General features: G+C 33.6%; 15 protein-coding genes and 1 pseudogene. 8 read left to right on the top strand and 8 right to left on the bottom strand.

Annotated features, from left to right (window positions below; genetic code table 11):
• Positions 1 to 125: 125 nt before the first annotated feature.
• From V6246_RS16635 to V6246_RS16620, 4 genes are all read left to right on the top strand, one after another.
• On the top strand, positions 126 to 1184 hold the full coding sequence (locus V6246_RS16635) for a hypothetical protein (RefSeq protein ID WP_341561614.1): 1059 nt from the start codon (positions 126 to 128) through the stop codon (positions 1182 to 1184).
• Between the two features lie 88 nt (positions 1185 to 1272).
• Positions 1273 to 2058, top strand: coding sequence for a membrane metalloprotease (locus tag V6246_RS16630; RefSeq protein WP_341561613.1), 786 nt, complete (start codon positions 1273 to 1275; stop codon positions 2056 to 2058).
• Between the two features lie 153 nt (positions 2059 to 2211).
• A complete protein-coding gene (locus V6246_RS16625; protein ID WP_341561612.1) occupies positions 2212 to 3249 on the top strand; it encodes a hypothetical protein in 1038 nt (345 codons plus the stop codon).
• Positions 3250 to 3420: 171 nt separating this feature from the next.
• The gene (locus V6246_RS16620; RefSeq protein ID WP_341561611.1) at positions 3421 to 3885 is read left to right on the top strand and encodes a hypothetical protein; all 465 of its coding nucleotides are present in this window, start codon (positions 3421 to 3423) and stop codon (positions 3883 to 3885) included.
• 109 nt (positions 3886 to 3994) lie between these two features.
• Here the strand turns inward: V6246_RS16620 and gyrB are convergent, their stop codons facing one another.
• The 3 genes from gyrB to V6246_RS16605 all read right to left on the bottom strand — a co-directional run bounded on the left by gyrB (position 3995) and on the right by V6246_RS16605 (position 8582).
• On the bottom strand, positions 3995 to 5944 hold the full coding sequence (gene gyrB, locus V6246_RS16615) for a DNA topoisomerase (ATP-hydrolyzing) subunit B (protein WP_341561610.1): 1950 nt from the start codon (positions 5942 to 5944) through the stop codon (positions 3995 to 3997).
• A 343-nt stretch (positions 5945 to 6287) separates the two neighbouring features.
• Positions 6288 to 6806 carry a DinB family protein gene (locus tag V6246_RS16610; RefSeq protein WP_341561609.1) on the bottom strand — a complete coding sequence of 173 codons (519 nt, stop codon included), beginning with the start codon at positions 6804 to 6806 and terminating at the stop codon, positions 6288 to 6290.
• A 3-nt stretch (positions 6807 to 6809) separates the two neighbouring features.
• Positions 6810 to 8582 (bottom strand): ABC transporter ATP-binding protein, encoded by a 1773-nt coding sequence (locus V6246_RS16605; RefSeq protein WP_341561608.1) that lies wholly within the window; start codon positions 8580 to 8582, stop codon positions 6810 to 6812.
• A 338-nt stretch (positions 8583 to 8920) separates the two neighbouring features.
• Here V6246_RS16605 and V6246_RS16600 point away from each other — a divergent pair, with 338 nt between their 5' ends.
• The 3 genes from V6246_RS16600 to V6246_RS16590 are packed head-to-tail and all read left to right on the top strand — an operon-like array spanning position 8921 to position 12138.
• A complete protein-coding gene (locus V6246_RS16600; protein ID WP_341561607.1) occupies positions 8921 to 9535 on the top strand; it encodes a fumarylacetoacetate hydrolase family protein in 615 nt (204 codons plus the stop codon).
• Positions 9536 to 9557: 22 nt separating this feature from the next.
• Positions 9558 to 11471, top strand: coding sequence for a DUF294 nucleotidyltransferase-like domain-containing protein (locus V6246_RS16595; protein ID WP_341561606.1), 1914 nt, complete (start codon positions 9558 to 9560; stop codon positions 11469 to 11471).
• 1 nt (position 11472) lies between these two features.
• A complete protein-coding gene (locus V6246_RS16590) occupies positions 11473 to 12138 on the top strand; it encodes a 3'-5' exonuclease (RefSeq protein ID WP_341561605.1) in 666 nt (221 codons plus the stop codon).
• Between the two features lie 59 nt (positions 12139 to 12197).
• Here V6246_RS16590 and V6246_RS16585 read toward each other — a convergent pair whose 3' ends face one another.
• The 5 genes from V6246_RS16585 to V6246_RS16565 all read right to left on the bottom strand — a co-directional run bounded on the left by V6246_RS16585 (position 12198) and on the right by V6246_RS16565 (position 16993).
• Positions 12198 to 12761: a porin family protein gene (locus V6246_RS16585; RefSeq protein ID WP_341561604.1), complete on the bottom strand. Its 564-nt coding sequence runs from the start codon at positions 12759 to 12761 to the stop codon at positions 12198 to 12200.
• 177 nt (positions 12762 to 12938) lie between these two features.
• A complete protein-coding gene (locus tag V6246_RS16580; protein ID WP_133965327.1) occupies positions 12939 to 13163 on the bottom strand; it encodes a hypothetical protein in 225 nt (74 codons plus the stop codon).
• A 664-nt stretch (positions 13164 to 13827) separates the two neighbouring features.
• Positions 13828 to 14328 (bottom strand): hypothetical protein, encoded by a 501-nt coding sequence (locus V6246_RS16575; protein WP_341561603.1) that lies wholly within the window; start codon positions 14326 to 14328, stop codon positions 13828 to 13830.
• Between the two features lie 224 nt (positions 14329 to 14552).
• Positions 14553 to 16043: an SMI1/KNR4 family protein gene (locus tag V6246_RS16570; protein WP_341561602.1), complete on the bottom strand. Its 1491-nt coding sequence runs from the start codon at positions 16041 to 16043 to the stop codon at positions 14553 to 14555.
• A 164-nt stretch (positions 16044 to 16207) separates the two neighbouring features.
• Entirely contained in the window at positions 16208 to 16993 is a 786-nt protein-coding gene (locus tag V6246_RS16565; RefSeq protein ID WP_341561601.1) for a tetratricopeptide repeat protein, read from the bottom strand.
• Between the two features lie 703 nt (positions 16994 to 17696).
• Between V6246_RS16565 and V6246_RS18475 the strand changes: the two are divergent.
• Positions 17697 to 17798: pseudogene (locus V6246_RS18475) on the top strand (IS110 family transposase); the annotation flags it as partial.

The raw sequence follows: 17798 nt of genomic DNA, 5'->3' as shown, positions 1-17798 counted from the left end.
TACATTTAATTTAAAATATTTTTAAAAAATCGTAGGGTAAACTTAAATCTAAGGGTCTTAATTACAGAACGGCGAAAAAAACGGCTGTGAAAAAGAAAATTATAAAAACCCTAAAAATTAAAAACATGAAAAATTTAAAATTATTAACAGCAATCCTACTAACATCAATTATGAGTTTCACATCTTGTCAAGATGAAATTGATAACGAAAACGGACAAAACCCAAATACAAATTCTGCAACATCACCTACAGCAAATAACTTAGAACGCTCGTCTATGTACGATGGTAGTTTTGATGATTTTTTAGATGGTGTATCTTGTTCTTCTATTTTATTTCCTTTAACTGCAACAATTAATAACACAGAAATTACTTTAATTAGTCAAGCAGATTACCAACTTGTTTTAAATATTTTAGGACAGTTTACAAATGATGATGACAGCATTGAATTTCAATTCCCTTTAACAGTTAAGCTGAGCAACTATACTGAAGTACAAGTAGCAAATCAAACCGAATACGATGCACTTATTGATGCTTGTGAAACAGCCGAAAACGAAGCTGAAGACGCTATAAACTGTATAAACATAGATTTCCCTATTACAATTTTAACTTACGATTTAAGCGCAGAACAAACCGGAAGCGTTGTTGTAGAGTCTGAACAACAATTATACACTTACATGAATAATTTTGACGACGATGCTTTATTTTCAATAAACTACCCTATTACCGCAACATTAACTGGAGAAAGTAATACCGTAATTGAACTTAGTAGCGATGCAGATTTACAAACTGCAATTACAAATTGTTTAGAAAATGATGAAGCTATGGAAGAAGCAGAAGAAAATGCAGACACCTTAGAAAGCATTTTAGTTGATGGCGTTTTTAAAGTAGAATCTTTTATCTCTGCTAGTGTTAACACCGCAAATGACTATGCCGATTACACTATCGATTTCGCAAACGACTTAAGTTGTACAGCAGAAAACACAGTGAACACAACCATTAACGACATTGAAGGCACTTATACCGTAGCATCTGAGCTTGAAGTATTTTTAAATTTAACTTTTACAGGAAACACATCTTTCGAATTATTAAATAATACTTGGGAAGTTACAAGTTATTCTCAAAGTTCTATCTCTCTGCAAAGCTCAACAAATTCAGCTATTACATTAGTTTTAACTCAAATTTAAAAACTAGTTTAGCATTTGTTCCGTAAGTTATGGTAAAAGCAGCTGTCTATTTATAGGCAGCTGTTTTATAAAATAAAAACAAAATATAATGAAGTTTAAAATATTAATACCCTTTCTATTCCTCTTGATAATAAGTTCATGTTCTAAAGATGAATCTGAAGCAGACAATGATACAGATAATACTGTATCAAAAGTATTAAACCGACAAACCACAGGTAGTTCTGCTCACGATTTACTATCAGACGACACTTTTACAAGTATGATTATTGAAGTCGTTTACGTAGAAGGTTTTGAACCTACGGAAAGTGCTTTAAACAATTTCACTACTTTTCTAGAAAACCGAACCTATAAACCAAATGGTATTACTGTTGAAAAAAGAGCAATTCCTTCACCTGGAAAAACCACTTATAGCTTAGAAGACATTGCCAACATAGAAACTGAACACAGAACACACTACAACACAAGTAACCAAATTGCGGTTTGGGCTTATTTTTCTGATGGAAAATCTGATAATGATTCCGAAAAAAACAACACCGTTGTGTTAGGAACAGCTTACTGGAATACCTCTTTTGTTATTTACCAAGAAACAGTAGAAAGCTTTAGTAACAGTCCATTTGAACCGGACAGAACGCTACTAGAAACGACAGTAATTAACCATGAATTCGGACATATATTAGGACTCACAAATTTAGGCACACCGCTGCAAAGCCAGCATGAAGATGAAGAACACCCAAAACATTGTGATATAGAAAACTGCTTAATGTATTGGGCATCAGAATCTGCAGCAAACCTAAGCGATATGGCAGGTATGAGCACTGCACCTCAACTAGATGCACAGTGTATTGCCGATTTACAAGCAAATGGTGGCAAATAAAACCTAACAAAAAAAACTGATTAACTCTTAAACCCTCAATAGAATCATAATATGATGTAGTATTTTAACACCTGAAATTAATTTTGAAAAAAAATAAAACCGACTTGGTTATAATTTCGTAGGTATTGCTAACAACGAAAAAACACAAATATTATGAAAAAATTACATTCAAACAGATTTTTAGCAACTCTAGTTTTAACCTCAATATTGGCATTCTCATGTAGTAATGATGACGATAACAATACGGAAATGGAATCTGCTAGTTCTACAACAGTTTACGCATCGAACAATTCCGATGGTAACATTACTAGATATGATGTTACCAATTCAGCAAACATTACAACAAAAACACTAATTACAACATCTACAGCTGCCGATGGCATCTATTTTGATAGCGATTCCGATGCCGTAATTCAAGCTTCCCGTTCTGGTTTAGGTCTTGAAGGTTTTTTAAACATTTCTAACCTTTTAGATAACGCTACAATTAACGCAGACATTAACGGAACTATGGATATGACGAGTCCAAGAGAACTTGCCGTTAACGGAAACACTTATGTTGTTGCAGATAATGCTGACGTAGATGGAGACGCAACTACACCAGATGGTAAATTATTTATCTATACACGCAACGGAAATTCTTTCACCCTAAGAAATACTATTACTACCGATTTTAAACTTTGGGGTATTACTTTTAAAAACAACGATTTGTATGCTGTAGTTGATGCAACAAATGAACTTGCTGTTTTTACGAATTTTACAGCTAACACAAGTGACGAAACCTTAAGTGCTTCTAAAAGAATAGCAATAGAAGGCATTGTTAGAACACATGGTTTAACATACGATAGCGCTTCTGATGTTATGGTAATGACGGATATTGCAGATGCCACTAACGGTCAAGACGATGGTGCATTTCACATCATAGAAGACTTTACAAGTAAATTTAACGATACTGCCAATGGCGCAACCTTATCTGCATCTCAACAAACACGAGTATCTGGAACCGCTACACTTTTAGGCAATCCCGTAGACGTGGCTTACGATGCTACTACCCAAACCGTATTTATTGCCGAGGCTGGTAACGGTGGTGGTAGAATTTTAGCGTTTAACAACATTGGTTCTGGAGGAAACATAACACCTACTGTTAACAATAGTTTAGCTTCTGCTTCTTCAGTATTTATATATAAAAATTAAAAATTTTGAATTAGTTTTTATAACGATAAAAGAGCACCTAAGGGTGTTCTTTTTTTGTTCTATATATTATTATTAAAAAAAAATTAAAAAACTATAGGGTAAACTATATACTAAGTGTCTTATTAATGAAGGCTTATTAAAAGCTTAATTAGTAATTTAAATTTTAAAGAGATGACATTATTTAAAACATTAGTATTCGCAATAATTATAGGAAGTTCTTTTGCAACATATAGTCAAGAAGCAGAAGTTTCTCAAGACGAAAGAATAGATAAAAAATCGTATTACCAAAAACGTGCATTAGAAGATGCCAAATACGAACAACAATTTACAGCTGATTCAAAAGCTGATGATGAAATTTTTTGGGAAGATCAAAAAACCTATGAAAAGAACCTAAAACGAAACGACAAAAAAGCGTACCGCGCTTACATGAAGGGCAAAAAAGATGCTTACGCAAGCCATTACGAATATTGCGACAGCCATTGTCACCATAGCGATCATTATTATCATCATGCTTCTTTTTACTACTATGGTTATAGCAACAACTATTACAATAATAGATATAATAACAGAAGTACAGTTAATACAAGAGTTAGAGTAAGCACACCAAGCGTAAGAGCTGGCTTGGGGTTATTCTAGAATAAGTATATTATAAAACTTTGCCCCAAATTAGTCCTACATTAATAGCCAAAGAAAAAGCGCCTGTCTCAATTTAGACAGGCGCTTTTGTATATAAAATGAATATGTTTTACGCGTCAATATTTGCGTAAATAGCATTTTTCTCAATAAACTCTCTACGAGGCGGTACTTCATCACCCATTAACATAGAGAAAACTCTATCGGCTTCTGTTCCGTTTTCAATTTGAACTAAACGCATCGTTCTAAATTCAGGATTCATAGTTGTATCCCAAAGTTGTTCTGCGTTCATCTCTCCAAGACCTTTATAACGTTGTATTTTAGATCCATCTCCAAATTCTGAAACAATAGTATCACGCTCAGCATCAGACCATGCATATTGTTTTTTAGCACCACGTTTTACTAAGTATAATGGCGGTGTTGCAATGTAGATATGTCCGTTTTCAATAAGCTCCTTCATGTATCTAAAGAAGAACGTTAAAATTAAAGTAGCAATGTGACTACCATCGATATCGGCATCACACATAATCACTACTTTATGGTAACGTAATTTTGAAAGATTTAAAGCTTTACTATCTTCTTCAGTACCAATAGTTACACCAAGTGCTGTAAAGATATTTTTTATCTCTTCGTTTTCAAAAACCTTGTGAACCATGGCTTTTTCAACGTTTAATATTTTACCACGAAGTGGAAGAATAGCTTGAAACGCTCTATCACGACCTTGCTTAGCCGTACCACCTGCCGAATCTCCCTCTACAAGGAATACTTCGCATTTTGTAGGATCTTGCTCAGAACAATCGGATAGTTTACCAGGTAAACCACCAATACTCATTACCGTTTTACGTTGTACCATATCACGAGCCTTTTGAGCGGCGTGACGTGCTTGTGCAGCTAAAATTACTTTTTGAACAATGATTTTAGCATCATCTGGATGTTCTTCTAAGTAATCAGTAAGCATTTCTGACACTGCTTGACTTACAGATGCAGAAACTTCACGGTTACCTAATTTTGTTTTGGTTTGCCCTTCAAACTGAGGTTCCTGTACTTTTACAGAAATAATAGCGGTAAGTCCTTCACGGAAATCATCACCAGCAATATCAAACTTCAAGTTTTTTAATAATCCAGATTCATCTGCATACTTTTTAAGGGTATGAGTTAAACCACGACGGAAACCAGAAAGGTGTGTTCCACCTTCATGTGTATTAATATTATTTACGTAAGAATGTAAATTCTCTGCGTACGATGTATTATAAATCATAGCAACCTCAACAGGCACACCATTTTTCTCACCTTCAAAAGCGATAACATCTTTCATTAAAGGCTCACGAGTGGCATCTAAATACTTGATAAACTCTTTTAAACCTTCTTCAGAATGAAACGTTTCACCCTCAAACTCACCGTCTTCTTTTTTAGTTCTTCTATCAACTAAATGAATTGTAATACCTTTATTAAGGTAAGCTAACTCACGTAAACGACTTGCTAAAGTATCATAACTATACTCTAAAGTTTGTTGAAAAATAGTTTCATCTGGTCTAAACGTAACAATAGTACCACGTTTATCAGTTTCTCCTATTTTCTTAACAGGATATAAGGCTTTACCGCGCTCATACTCTTGCTCCCAAACTTCTCCATTTCTATAAACTGTAGCTTTTAAGTGTGCAGATAGAGCATTTACACAACTTACACCAACACCGTGCAATCCACCAGAAACCTTATAAGAATCTTTATCGAATTTACCACCAGCACCAATTTTAGTCATTACAACTTCTAGAGCCGAAACGCCTTCTTTTTTGTGTAAATCTACAGGAATACCACGACCATCATCTTCAGTAGTAATCGAGTTATCTTCGTTGATAATTACTGTAATATTGTTACAATGTCCGGCTAAAGCCTCATCAATCGAGTTATCGACAACCTCGTAAACTAAATGGTGTAAACCACGTACACCAACGTCGCCAATATACATCGACGGACGCATACGCACGTGCTCCATACCTTCTAAAGCTTGAATGCTATCGGCAGAATAATTGTGCTTGTTAAACTCTTCTTTTTCTTCGCTCATAAATTATGAATTGATATTATTTTATTATTAATATGAGACCCTGCTTTTTATACAGGATTAATGAAAATCTAATATTCTAGTTTACGCCATGTAAAAAGAATCAGTATTTCATTAGCATAAAAAAAGATGCTATAGAGCATCCTTTTGAATACAAACAAATATACAAATTAAAATGGCATTTTAAATGCAGTTTATCGACTTCACGTAATAATTATTAACATTTGTTAATTTCCAAAAAGTGTCTTAAATCGCTTAAAAAAGGCTTTAAATTAAACTTAAACCTCCACAATGCACACTCCAAAACACTAAAAAGAAGAAAGTGTCTTAAAATTGATATTTTGAATTACAAATACAACGCTTTTATGATATCAATATGCCAGATTTCGTGTCCTAAGATCATAAAGGCGACTGCTCTTGACGACATCGCCGCTCCGTTAGCATTCCCTACAAATTCTAGATCTTCGTCGCTTAAACTCTGTATTAAAGCATTTGTACTTTGGCGAACGCTTAAATACTCATCAACCAAGATATCCATAGATTTTTGATTAGCTTTAGAAGGCTTAATATAATCGTCCTGCTCAAAACCTGCCATAGCCGTAGCATCGTGACGAGCCATTCTAAAACAACGATACCCCATAACACGCTCGGTATCTATAATATGCTGAAACACTTCTTTTACAGTCCATTTATTTTCGGCATAACGATACTCTAACTTATCACTTGGGACAGTCTTAAAAAACTCAACGACTTCGGTTTTCCCTAAATCAAAACCTTTTTTTAAAGTCCAGGTTTTTGGCACCTTACCTATGTAGCCTGCGTAAAACTCGTTATACTCGGTTGTTCTTAAATCGGTTACTTTCATGTATTAAATTTTTGCTTGATATGTGTATAAATCATAATAACGTGCACCTAAAGCAATCAGTTCATCGTGCGTGCCGCGTTCTACAACATGGCCAGCTTCGATAACCAAAATTTGATCGGCTTTACGAATTGTACTTAAACGGTGTGCAATAACTATAGTGGTTCTATCTTTTATTAATTCTGATAAACTCTTCTGAATTAAAGCTTCACTTTCAGTATCTAAACTCGAGGTCGCTTCGTCCAAAATAATAACCTTCGGGTTTGCAAGGATAGCACGCGCAATAGCCAAACGTTGACGTTGTCCGCCAGAAAGTTTTACACCACGCTCCCCTATTAATGTTTCTAATCCGTCGTCAAATCTATCCGTAAACTCATTAACATAAGCTGCTTTTACAGCATTTTGTAATTCGGCTTCTGTAGCGTTTGGTCTCGGGAACATAATGTTTTGCCTTATGCTACCTTCAAACAAAAATTCATCTTGCAGAACCACACCTAAATGCTGGCGATAACTACTTAACCTTACTTTAGATAAATCTTGATTATCAATAGTAACTTTACCTTTTTGAGGCGTTAAAAACGTTGCTGAAAGTCCTGCTATAGTCGATTTACCCGAACCAGAACTCCCTACTAAAGCCGTTACCGAACCTGCCGGCGCTTTAAAATTAATATTATGCAAGACATCTTTTCCTTCCTCGTAAGAGAATGTTACATCTTTAAATTCTATATCACCTTTTAATGTGTTAAGCTCTATGGTTCGGGCTTCGTTATCTTCTTCGGCCGTCATATTCATAAGCTCTTCTGTTCGATCTAAACCAGCCAGAGCTTCGGTAAGTTGGCTACCAATATTACTCATTTGCACAATTGGGGCAATCATAAAACCAAGGACTAAGGTGAAGAAAAGAAACTCCCCAGTAGTCATTTCTCCTAAAATCATATAATAACCACCAATCCCCATAATACCTGTAGTGGCTACACCTATTAAAAAAGTAGAAGAACTCGTCATTAAAGCGGTTGCGGTTAAACTCTTTTTTACATTCTGAAATAATTTATCAACGCCTTCTTCAAAAACAATATTTTCTTGCTCTTCGGCATTAAAGGCTTTTATTACGCGCACACCAGCAAGTGTTTCGGTAAGTCTACCTTTTACCTCAGCGTTAATTTTTCCGCGTTTTCTAAAAATAGGACGAATATATTTAAAGGCTCTAAGCGCGATATATCCAAAAATGGATAAAGGAACAAACACAAAAAGCGTCATCCATGGGTTTAAATCTATTAATATCACTAAAGAAACAATAGCCGTAAACGATCCGCCAACAAGCTGCACTAAACCAGTCCCGATTAAATTACGCACACCTTCTACATCGCTCATTATTCGAGATACTAAAGCACCAGATTTGGTGTTATCGAAAAAGCTAATAGGTAGAGAAAGTACTTTTTTCTGTACTTGAGCTCGTAATTCGCTTATTAAATATTGGGCTTGTACGCTTAAAATTTGTGTTAGTAAAAACGAGGTTACCGCCTGTACTGTAATGGCCGCAATAACAATACCTATTAAATTGTACAACATCGAGATATCTTTGCTTGGTACAACATCGTCTAGCAATACTTTACTTTGCCATGGCAATACTAAACCCGCCAAACTGCGAATTACTATTAATAATAACCCTAATAAAACCAATTTCCGACGTGGCCAAATAATGGTTTTAAAGGCTTGAGCCATCGTGACTTTTTGTTTTGTTTTATCTTTGGGTGATGCGGATTCTTTAAGGTGTTGCATGAGAATTTTTAGTATATTGAGAATACAAGTCAATAAAGATACCACATGTAGAGATTATGACATATTTTCATTTGCTTTTTTTAACAACAACCTAACATATTTACTTTACATCGGGTTCTAAGTTTTACTTTAACAGACTAGCCCGCGTTAGGGATTGAAGCATTTGTTGGAGCTCTTTTTGTGTGGTTGTACCTATGCAACACAAAAAAGCGACTGCTGAAAGCCCGACCCTTGTGGTAACGCCCAAATTATTTTCGAGGAAAAGCACTTTTTTAAATAGCTTATTTACTACTTTTATTTTCTCTTAAAATTTGATTATAAACTATAAAACTAAGTAGATGAAAGTTATTGGAATTGGAAAAAATTATGTGAACGATAAGTCTGAAATTAGCGCCATTAAAACGGGTAAACAGGTTATTTTCACAAAGCCAGATAGTAGCGTTGTAACGGGTAATGCGGATGTTGTTTTCCCGGCAATTACAAACCAATTGGCTTACGAGCTAGAGTTGGTAATAAAAATTGGAAAAACGGGTAAAGATATTAGCTTGGAAGATGCTAACGGTTACATTTCGGAAATTGCTGTTGGTATTGATTACACAGCCAAAGATGTACTTGCTGCAAGCCGCGAAAATAAAGGGCCTTGGGCTTTAGCTAAAGGTTTTGATGGCGCATCACCTATTTCGGGTTTTAAGCCTGTTGCTAACTTCCCGGATTTAAACGATATTAATTTCGATTTAGTTATTAATGGTGAACAAAAACAGGTTGGAAACACCGATTTTATGATTTATAATTTTGCTGAAATTATAGCGTACGTATCGAGTTTTATGACCTTAAAAGAAGGTGATATTATTTTTACTGGCACACCTGCAGCTGGTGTTGGACTTAATGTAAAAGGTGACCATTTACAAGCATCGATTGAAGGTGAATTACTTTTAGATTTTAAATTAATATAATTTTTACACCGAAAACAAACTTATGAAAAACTCGATTGCTGAACGTGTTTGCGATTTCTTAAAAATTTATCCGCCCTTCGATTTAATAAAGTTTAAAAAGCTTTTAGAAATTGCAGAGGAGGTTGTTATTGTGTATCTGGAAAAAGGTGACACTTTGTTTAAGGCAGACCAACCAGCAAACGAGTATTTCTATATTGTGCGTGCGGGTGCTATTAGCTTGTTTCATACAGAAAACGACACGCAAGAGTTGGTTACTATTAATGATACTGGCGATATTTTTGGCGTGCGCCCACTTATTGCGCGCGAAAATTACAAATTAACGGCTACGGCAAACGAGGAAACTATTATTTACGCCTTGCCTATTAAAAATTTCAAAAGTGCCACAGAAAATAATGCTAAGGTTTACAAATACCTTATTACGGCTTTTGCAACAAATGCGTACGATTCTTACACTACCGAGGAAAACAATGCTATTTTCAAAGATTACTTGCCAAACACCTCGCAAGACATTGTAAATTTCCAAACCGCAAACTATACAAAAACACCAATTACCTGCCCAAAAACATCTACGTTGCAGGAGGCTGCTAGCCTAATGTGTACCCATAAAATTGGCTGTATTATTGTTGTAGACAATAAAAAACCTGTTGGTATTATTACCAATAGCGATATAAAAAATAAAATTGCAACGGGTAAATTCCCGATTACCACAGCGGTTACTAATATTATGAGTTCGCCGGTAATTACAGCTAAAAAAGATTTAACGGTTGCCGATGGCCAACTAAAAATGATTAAAAACAGCATTGGGCATTTATGTATCACCAAAGATGGTACGGTAAACTCGCGCCTAATTGGTGTACTTACCCACCATGATGTTTTAGTGACTTTAGGAAACACACCTTCGGTAATTTTAAAAGAAATAAAACGCGCCAACCGTACCAAAAAACTACGCATAGCGCGCTTAAAAGCAAACACTTTACTTAAAAGTTATTTAGAACAAAATATTCCGTTAACACATATTATCAATGTTATTTCGGAAATTAATGATGCCGTAACCATTCGTGCTATTGAAATTGCTTTAAAGAAAATGCCAACCGAGCCTCCAGTTGCTTTTTCTTGGCTAGCCTTAGGTAGCCAAGGCAGAAGAGAACAGCTACTGTTTACAGATCAAGACAATGCTTTGGTGTTTGAAGATGTTCCTGAAGATAAGTATGAAGAAACTCAGGCTTACTTTTTACAACTGGCTAAATACGTAACCAAATCGCTTAATAAAATTGGTTTTGAATATTGCGAAGCAGATATGATGGCGGTTAACCCGGAATGGTGTAAATCGATTTCTAAATGGAAAACACAATTTCAGAATTGGATTTTAAGTCCAGATGATAAAGCCATTTTATTATCCTCTATTTTCTTTGATTACTCTCGTGTTTATGGTAATGAAAAATTAGTAGACACCTTATCGGAAAGTATTTTTGAAGCCTTAGGCGGATCGAGTCTTTTCTATAAATTCTTGGGTAGCGAAGCTATTAAAAGCCCTACGCCTCTTGGTATTTTTAAACAATTTTTGGTTGAACAAAATGGTGATCAAAAAGATTTGTTTAACATTAAAAGTCGCGGTTTAATGCCTTTAATTGATGCTGCACGTTTACTGGTGCTAAGCAATCAAATTAAAAACGTAAACAACACTTACGAGCGCTACGAAAAAATGGCAGAAATAGACCCGAACAACAAAGAACTTTACGAGTCTTGCGCTTATGCTTTTAAGGCTTTATCTAAATTTAAAACCAAACAAGGTTTACTGCACAACAACTCCGGGAAGTTTATAAAACTAGAAACTTTAACTAAGGAAGAAAAACTAAAATTAAAGCGCTGTTTTAAACCCATACACGATATACAAGAGACTTTAAAATTACGTTTCGATTTAAAAAACTTTATCTAAAATGGAATTTAATTGGTTTAATAAGAAACAAGACAATTATCCCGAATTTTATTTGGCCTATTTAGAGCGTTTTAAAAAGAAAGCTAAAGGTCTAATTGAGGATACGCGCTTTGTGGCTTTTGATACAGAAACTACAGGTTTTGATAAAAAGGAAGATCGCGTACTATCTATTGGTGCGGTATCTATTGTTCACAAAACTATACCTGTAAGTAATAGTTTTGAGCTTTATATACATCAGGATATTTTTAAATCTGAAACTGTAAAAATTCATGGTCTCATGAAAAACGGAGATTATGAAAAAGTAACCGAGCTAGAAGCTATTAAAGCATTTTTAGAATACATTCAAAATAGTGTACTTGTGGCTCACCATGCTGGTTTTGATAAAAACATGATGAATGAAATGATGCTACGTAACGGTTTAGGAAAACTAAAAAATAAGTTTATTGATACCGGCGTGCTCTTCAAAAAATCTAAACATAAAATATATCAAGATACCTTGCAAAAACATTATTCGTTAGACGATTTATGTAAGGAACTTAACGTACCTAAAGTGGATAGACATACTGCTAGTGGCGATGCCTTAATAACGGCTATGATATTTTTAAAAACCCTTTCCCGATTAGACAAGCGCAAGCATTTAAAATGGGGCTATTTACTACACGGCTAAAACTAAAAAAACCGAAACACTAGGCCTCGGTTTTAAATATCTTAATTTATGCTGTTGTTTTAGAAAAAGAAGTAACCAATAGACACTTGCATAACTCCGTTTTTATATTTGTCATTAAAGCTATCGATATCATTAACATCTGATAAGCCTAAATTATAGCGTGCTGAAAAATTAAGTCCGTTGTCTAATTTATAGCCCAATCCAAAGTTGACACCTAAATCTAAACCTTTGTAACTATCTTTTAGATTAGTATCGTCTTGCTTAGCAGAAACTAAAAAACCTACTTGCGGTCCGGCTTCTAAACTTAAGCCTTTAGTTAAGTAATACTTCCCCATTAACGGCACGGTTAGATAATCTAACTGAACCGTATCAGATTCATCAGATCCCAAAGAAAAACCCTGACCAGAATATAAAACCTCAGGTTGAAAGGAGAATTTTTCCGAAAGTGGCACCTCAGCCACAAGTCCGTAATTAAAAGACGTTACCGTGTCAAACCCATCGGTATTATCTCCGGTGATTGAAGCAAAATTCAATCCTAATTTAGCACCAAATTGAACATCTTGAGCGGTAACTTGTGTTAACCCAAAAACTGCCATCGCAGCAACGAGTAATACTTTTTTCATAATTAAAAATTTATTTGTTATTTAAAACAAAGCAAACTTTTTTTTTCATGATTGAAATGCTATTTAAAATGGTTTTAACCTTTTTAACCAAATTTAACAAAACCCTGATTAACAAATAATTAACACCAAAATTAAACAAAAAACATTAGATTTCTAGCTCTAGAAAACCTATTAAAATTATTCTACAATTTCGTAGTCAATATCAAGCTTTCGCAAAGCACGTAAAGCAGAACCTGTGTTTTTATCGTCCAGCTCAATATCTACAGGATCACCTTCCAAAAGGATGTCCGTAAGTTCATTTGCCAAACCATTATCTATCCCTGTTGAAATCTCTACAATGCATTTAGCTATCGCTCTTCTATCTGGTCTTTGAGCATCACAAGACAATAAGTTTATTTTCATAATAATATTTTATTAAGGCAAGATACTAAAGTTGAGCTTGGTTGGGTTGGATAATTTGGGTTACTCCTACTTTTATTTTATGATTGAGTACATAATTAGAACGCTTTTTTAAAATTATTGTCTCATTTCTACACTAATCAGGCAAAGGCTTTTCGTTTCGTTTACATTCTTAACGGAATGCGGTGACTCTGGGGTTTTCCTCACAGTTAGAGGAAATTCATTTCAGTTATTATTAATCGTTTTGATGTATTTATTTTATTATTTTGAACAATTTTTATTTTTCATGTTTTTTTGGTTTTTCTTCCATTTATCTGATATGAATACACTATATATTGTTAATGTAACTCCAAGAATTACAGCACTATATTGTAAAGTTTTACATTCGTTCAAAATTGTTAATCCAAGAGTTGTAAACATCAATCCTATTACCATAAAGGTCGTTCCATTATTCTTTTTCATTTCTTATAAGTAATTGTTCAAGGTATTAGTAGAGCAAAACATTAATATGTTACAATGCAGGGAGCCGAATGAGCCATGGATACCAACGGTTACACATAAGAATAGTGCGATGTTTGTGTGCTTGGATTTTCCGAAGGAAAATCAGATGCTAGCAACTAACATTGGTTAAGCACAAAATAGCATTTTTTTATATACAATGTTGTGCCTAGTTTTTTTCATTTACTAATTCGATTTCCAGTTTCTTTTTCAAGTCAGTTTTTAAATCAACACGAATTGGTTTAAATTCGATTCTTTCCTCATTTTTTTTATTAAAATTATTTATATAATCTTCAGATTGTTCTGCGAGAAATTCCGAAAAGTGATTAATTCCGACTGAAAATTCCAAGTCAATTATTGAATCTGTATTTTCTTTAGTTTGAAAATAAGTGAATTGTCTAGGACTACTTAATCCTCTATAGTACCCTAGAGTGTCTTTTTCCTTATTAAAAACATGACAGTAAAGTTCGTAAGGTCTTTTTTGTAAATAATTCCACTCAGAGTTAAATTCAGAGCCTAAAGTGTCATTCCAAGAAATGAAATATCCACCAGGTTCAAACTCCAAATAGATTTCTATGTCCATTTTCATTCGGTCGATTTGTAGTTTTTTCGGTTTGTCAGAACAACCAAATAAAACTCCAAAAATCAGTATGTAAATTGTTCTTTTCAAGATTTTTATCAAATTAGGTACAACGTTTGAGCTATGGTTAGTGCGGGAATTAAAAATACTAACCTTTATAGTTACGCACTTAGCCAAAACTTTTTATTTTGTTTTACCTTTTTCAATCTAAAGCTAAATCAAAAGCTTTGGCGGACTTAGTAAAAACACACTAACCTTTATATCAAGCACCAAACCCCGCATTAATTATAGGTTTTGCTGTATGGCGTTATTTTCTAATCATAAAACCCATCTATGATGTCATATATTAATTCACCTAGGTTAGACCATTTATATTCAATACTAAGGTCTTCGTGACTTATTCTATACACACTACCCCATTCTTCTGAATTTTGATTATTATTAATTGCATACCAGTCTCCATTAATACTATACCCAATATAAGATAGTTTTTTCTCGAAAGAAGGGTTTAAGTCTTCCATAATTAATGCTTTCTCTTCATTAAATGAATAATATTCTTCTTTTGTTATAAGCGAACATTCTGCATCAAGATGACAACCATTAGTTATTTTTAAAACTTCACGGTATTCATTAGGTATAAATTTTTCTTTTAGAATTTCTTCTAAACCCTTTGTGCCTTTTTCAAAATCTTCAGGTCTGTCTTTTTTTACTTTTCTTAATAATGAAATGGATTCTCTAAATTTAATAATTTTTTTTGGTCTTTCTTGTTTTTTAAACTCCTCAAACTCTTTTCCAATAGGACCTTTTAAAGCAGTAAGATCATCCTTTGTATAAAATGCTGATGGATAATTTTTATTTACATCAAGTATTGCTCTTTTATCTGTAATAGAGTCGACTATTTGAATTGGGGTAATATCATCTTTAGTAATAATGTCATTTTCAATTAAAAAAGATACTGTTTTATCGTTTAGACAAAGACCTCTACTTTTATATATATGACCTTCTTTAGTGATAACATCTTCAGACTTCCAATTAAATGCAAAGTCTGTATTTGGAAGAAACTCTCTAAGATATTGATGATTAGCATGAATAATTAATTCAGAAGTACTAAATATATTTAATATCTTATTATGAGTAGTGCCTAAATCAATATTTTTATGAATCTGTTTATCATAAAAATTAAATACTCCTGTTCTCCAATTTTTATCTTTAGATTGCCAAGCATCAGAACCTTTTAATTTAGAAGAATCAAACCAAGAGTGATCAATACCTCTACCTAAAGTGGCACTTGGCACTGGTATATACCATTGTTTTGCTTTATATTTTCCGGTATCTTTTACCCAAATAAAATCTATACCTTTTAAATTATTTTTATAAACAAGGTTTACAAACTTTTCAGATACAAATTGATGATGTCCGAAATTAAATACATTTAGGTTTGAAGGGATTTTATAAGCCTTTATAGAAAATCCTTGAATATTATTATATCTTGTATATGATATTGAATCAAAATCACTATTTCTTGATGCTAATTGATACCATTCAGAAGGTTCAGTAATACTTTGGTTCAAAAAACAAGTTGTAACAAAATCAGCTTCACCGTTTTTTTGATGGAGTTTTACTTTATCAATAAACTCTTCAACTTTGGGAGAAGATAAATCAATTGTACTCCAACATCCACTAAAGACTTTTAAGCCCAAATCACTAACGAATTTTCTAGTAAATTTTTCGCTCTCAGGTGTTGTAATGTTGCCATCATTTGAAGGTATTCCAGAATGGAAAGTCAACATTTCTTTTCTATCCATTATATCTTTTTTTTGTTAATGACATACAACGTGATTTTGTATGGTTAGTTGCGTGATTTAAGGAACTAAGTTAGCAAATAAATCACAGATAGAATATTCCGCAGGAATGTTCGTAAGTAGTCTTAAAACAAGCAATTAATTATACGCGGTGTTAGGCTACGTTATTAATTCTGTTTCTTTTTTTCTTTTCTACCACAATAAATGTAAATCAAATCCTCGACAGCATTATCTCCTAATTCTTTCGCTTTCTTTAAATCTTTACACGCACTTTTTGTTTCTTTTTTACTCGGTTGCAAATTTCCGTTTTCAGTCAGAAGATTTACTTTGGCAGTTCCACGATTCGCGATAGATTCCACATAATTTGGTTTCAATTCAATTGCTTTTGAATAATCAATTATTGATTGCTCAAAATTCCGCAACATATCATTTGCAGTTCCGCGAATGAAATACAATTCTGGGTCTTTTGGATTTATGGTAAAATATTTATCACAATTCTTAATTACATCTTCAAATTTTCCTTGAGAGTAATTAATTCGCGAGAGCCAATAAAGAGATGCTTCCATCATTCCATTGTTATTGTTCTTTAGAACAACATAATTATAATCCTCTTTTGCTCTTTCTAATTTTCCAGCGTGCATTAAAGAAAGTCCTCTGTCAATGAATGAAGCCATATCAGTACTGTCTAGTTTAATTGCTTCTGTAAAGTCAGAAATTGCTAAATCATATTTTTTAATGCGATCGTACGAAAGTCCACGATTTATGAAACAAGTTTTTCGGACACTTTTTTCGTCGACTATTTCCATCAATTCAGTATAATTTGAAATGGCTTCTTGAAAATTTCCCGATTTGAAATTCGAGTTTCCAGAAGTATATAATTCAGTCGCTTTATTCTGTGAAAAAGCTGTTGTGGAAACTAAAATTCCAATAAGAAGCATTAATGTTTGTTTCATTTTTCTAATGTTGCCTAACGCTTACGTGTAAGAATAGTGCGATGTTTGTGTGCGTGGATTTTCCGAAGGAAAATCATAAGCAAGCAAACTTGCATTTACTCTTGATTAGGTACTAAACTAAGCATTATTTTTATACAATGTTGCCATGCGTGTTTTTTTTTGTCGGACTTATTTTACGGAAAATATGCGATTAAATTTAGAAAACTGAGAGTTTTTCGAGCACGAGTAAAGTCAGTCGCACGCAACAGTTGCGTTTTGAATTGTCAAAAGTCGGTTGAGTAAGGTTTTTAGGAATATGTTTTTAAACCACTTTGAGTCTCGTTTTTATATTTTTTTAGAGCTGAGTGAACCATGAATGGCAACGTTTATGTATAAGAATAGTTGCGGGTTTGTATGCGAGGATTTTCCGAAGGAAAATCAGACGTTACAAACACGCAACGACCTTTGTTTAAGCACTAAACCGCAATTATTTTTATACGGCTTAAGTTAGCATTTAAATAAAAAAGACTAATTTAAACATATAAAACAGAAAGCACAAAAGAGAGGAATAAGGTTAATTTATACGGAGAGACTACAGATCTCGTCAACATTGTAAATCCCCTCTCTTTTCTACACAGATTTCGAACAGTTCTGTGAGGCTTTAAGACCTCGATTTTAAGTCGTTGAAACTCGCGTAGTTGTCCTTTCAAAAAAATAATTTGTTATGAATAAAGATATTAAATATTTTGGTATTGACATTAGTTATTTAGTTTTTGATGTCACAGATTCAGATGGTAATTATTATCAGTTTAAAAACAAGGTTTCA

Source organism: Algibacter sp. TI.3.09, from assembly GCF_038154905.1.
GTDB lineage: Bacteria > Bacteroidota > Bacteroidia > Flavobacteriales > Flavobacteriaceae > Algibacter.
This window is presented reverse-complemented; position numbering and strand designations above follow the sequence as displayed.

Excerpts from the sequence above, each read along its gene's own strand:
- V6246_RS16635 (WP_341561614.1), top strand. The coding sequence starts at position 126 with ATGAAAAATTTAAAATTATTAACAGCAATCCTACTAACATCAATTATG.
- V6246_RS16630 (WP_341561613.1), top strand. The coding sequence starts at position 1,273 with ATGAAGTTTAAAATATTAATACCCTTTCTATTCCTCTTGATAATAAGT.
- V6246_RS16625 (WP_341561612.1), top strand. The coding sequence starts at position 2,212 with ATGAAAAAATTACATTCAAACAGATTTTTAGCAACTCTAGTTTTAACC.
- V6246_RS16620 (WP_341561611.1), top strand. The coding sequence starts at position 3,421 with ATGACATTATTTAAAACATTAGTATTCGCAATAATTATAGGAAGTTCT.
- gyrB (WP_341561610.1), bottom strand. The coding sequence starts at position 5,944 with ATGAGCGAAGAAAAAGAAGAGTTTAACAAGCACAATTATTCTGCCGAT.
- V6246_RS16610 (WP_341561609.1), bottom strand. The coding sequence starts at position 6,806 with ATGAAAGTAACCGATTTAAGAACAACCGAGTATAACGAGTTTTACGCA.
- V6246_RS16605 (WP_341561608.1), bottom strand. The coding sequence starts at position 8,582 with ATGCAACACCTTAAAGAATCCGCATCACCCAAAGATAAAACAAAACAA.
- V6246_RS16600 (WP_341561607.1), top strand. The coding sequence starts at position 8,921 with ATGAAAGTTATTGGAATTGGAAAAAATTATGTGAACGATAAGTCTGAA.
- V6246_RS16595 (WP_341561606.1), top strand. The coding sequence starts at position 9,558 with ATGAAAAACTCGATTGCTGAACGTGTTTGCGATTTCTTAAAAATTTAT.
- V6246_RS16590 (WP_341561605.1), top strand. The coding sequence starts at position 11,473 with ATGGAATTTAATTGGTTTAATAAGAAACAAGACAATTATCCCGAATTT.
- V6246_RS16585 (WP_341561604.1), bottom strand. The coding sequence starts at position 12,761 with ATGAAAAAAGTATTACTCGTTGCTGCGATGGCAGTTTTTGGGTTAACA.
- V6246_RS16580 (WP_133965327.1), bottom strand. The coding sequence starts at position 13,163 with ATGAAAATAAACTTATTGTCTTGTGATGCTCAAAGACCAGATAGAAGA.
- V6246_RS16570 (WP_341561602.1), bottom strand. The coding sequence starts at position 16,043 with ATGGATAGAAAAGAAATGTTGACTTTCCATTCTGGAATACCTTCAAAT.
- V6246_RS16565 (WP_341561601.1), bottom strand. The coding sequence starts at position 16,993 with ATGAAACAAACATTAATGCTTCTTATTGGAATTTTAGTTTCCACAACA.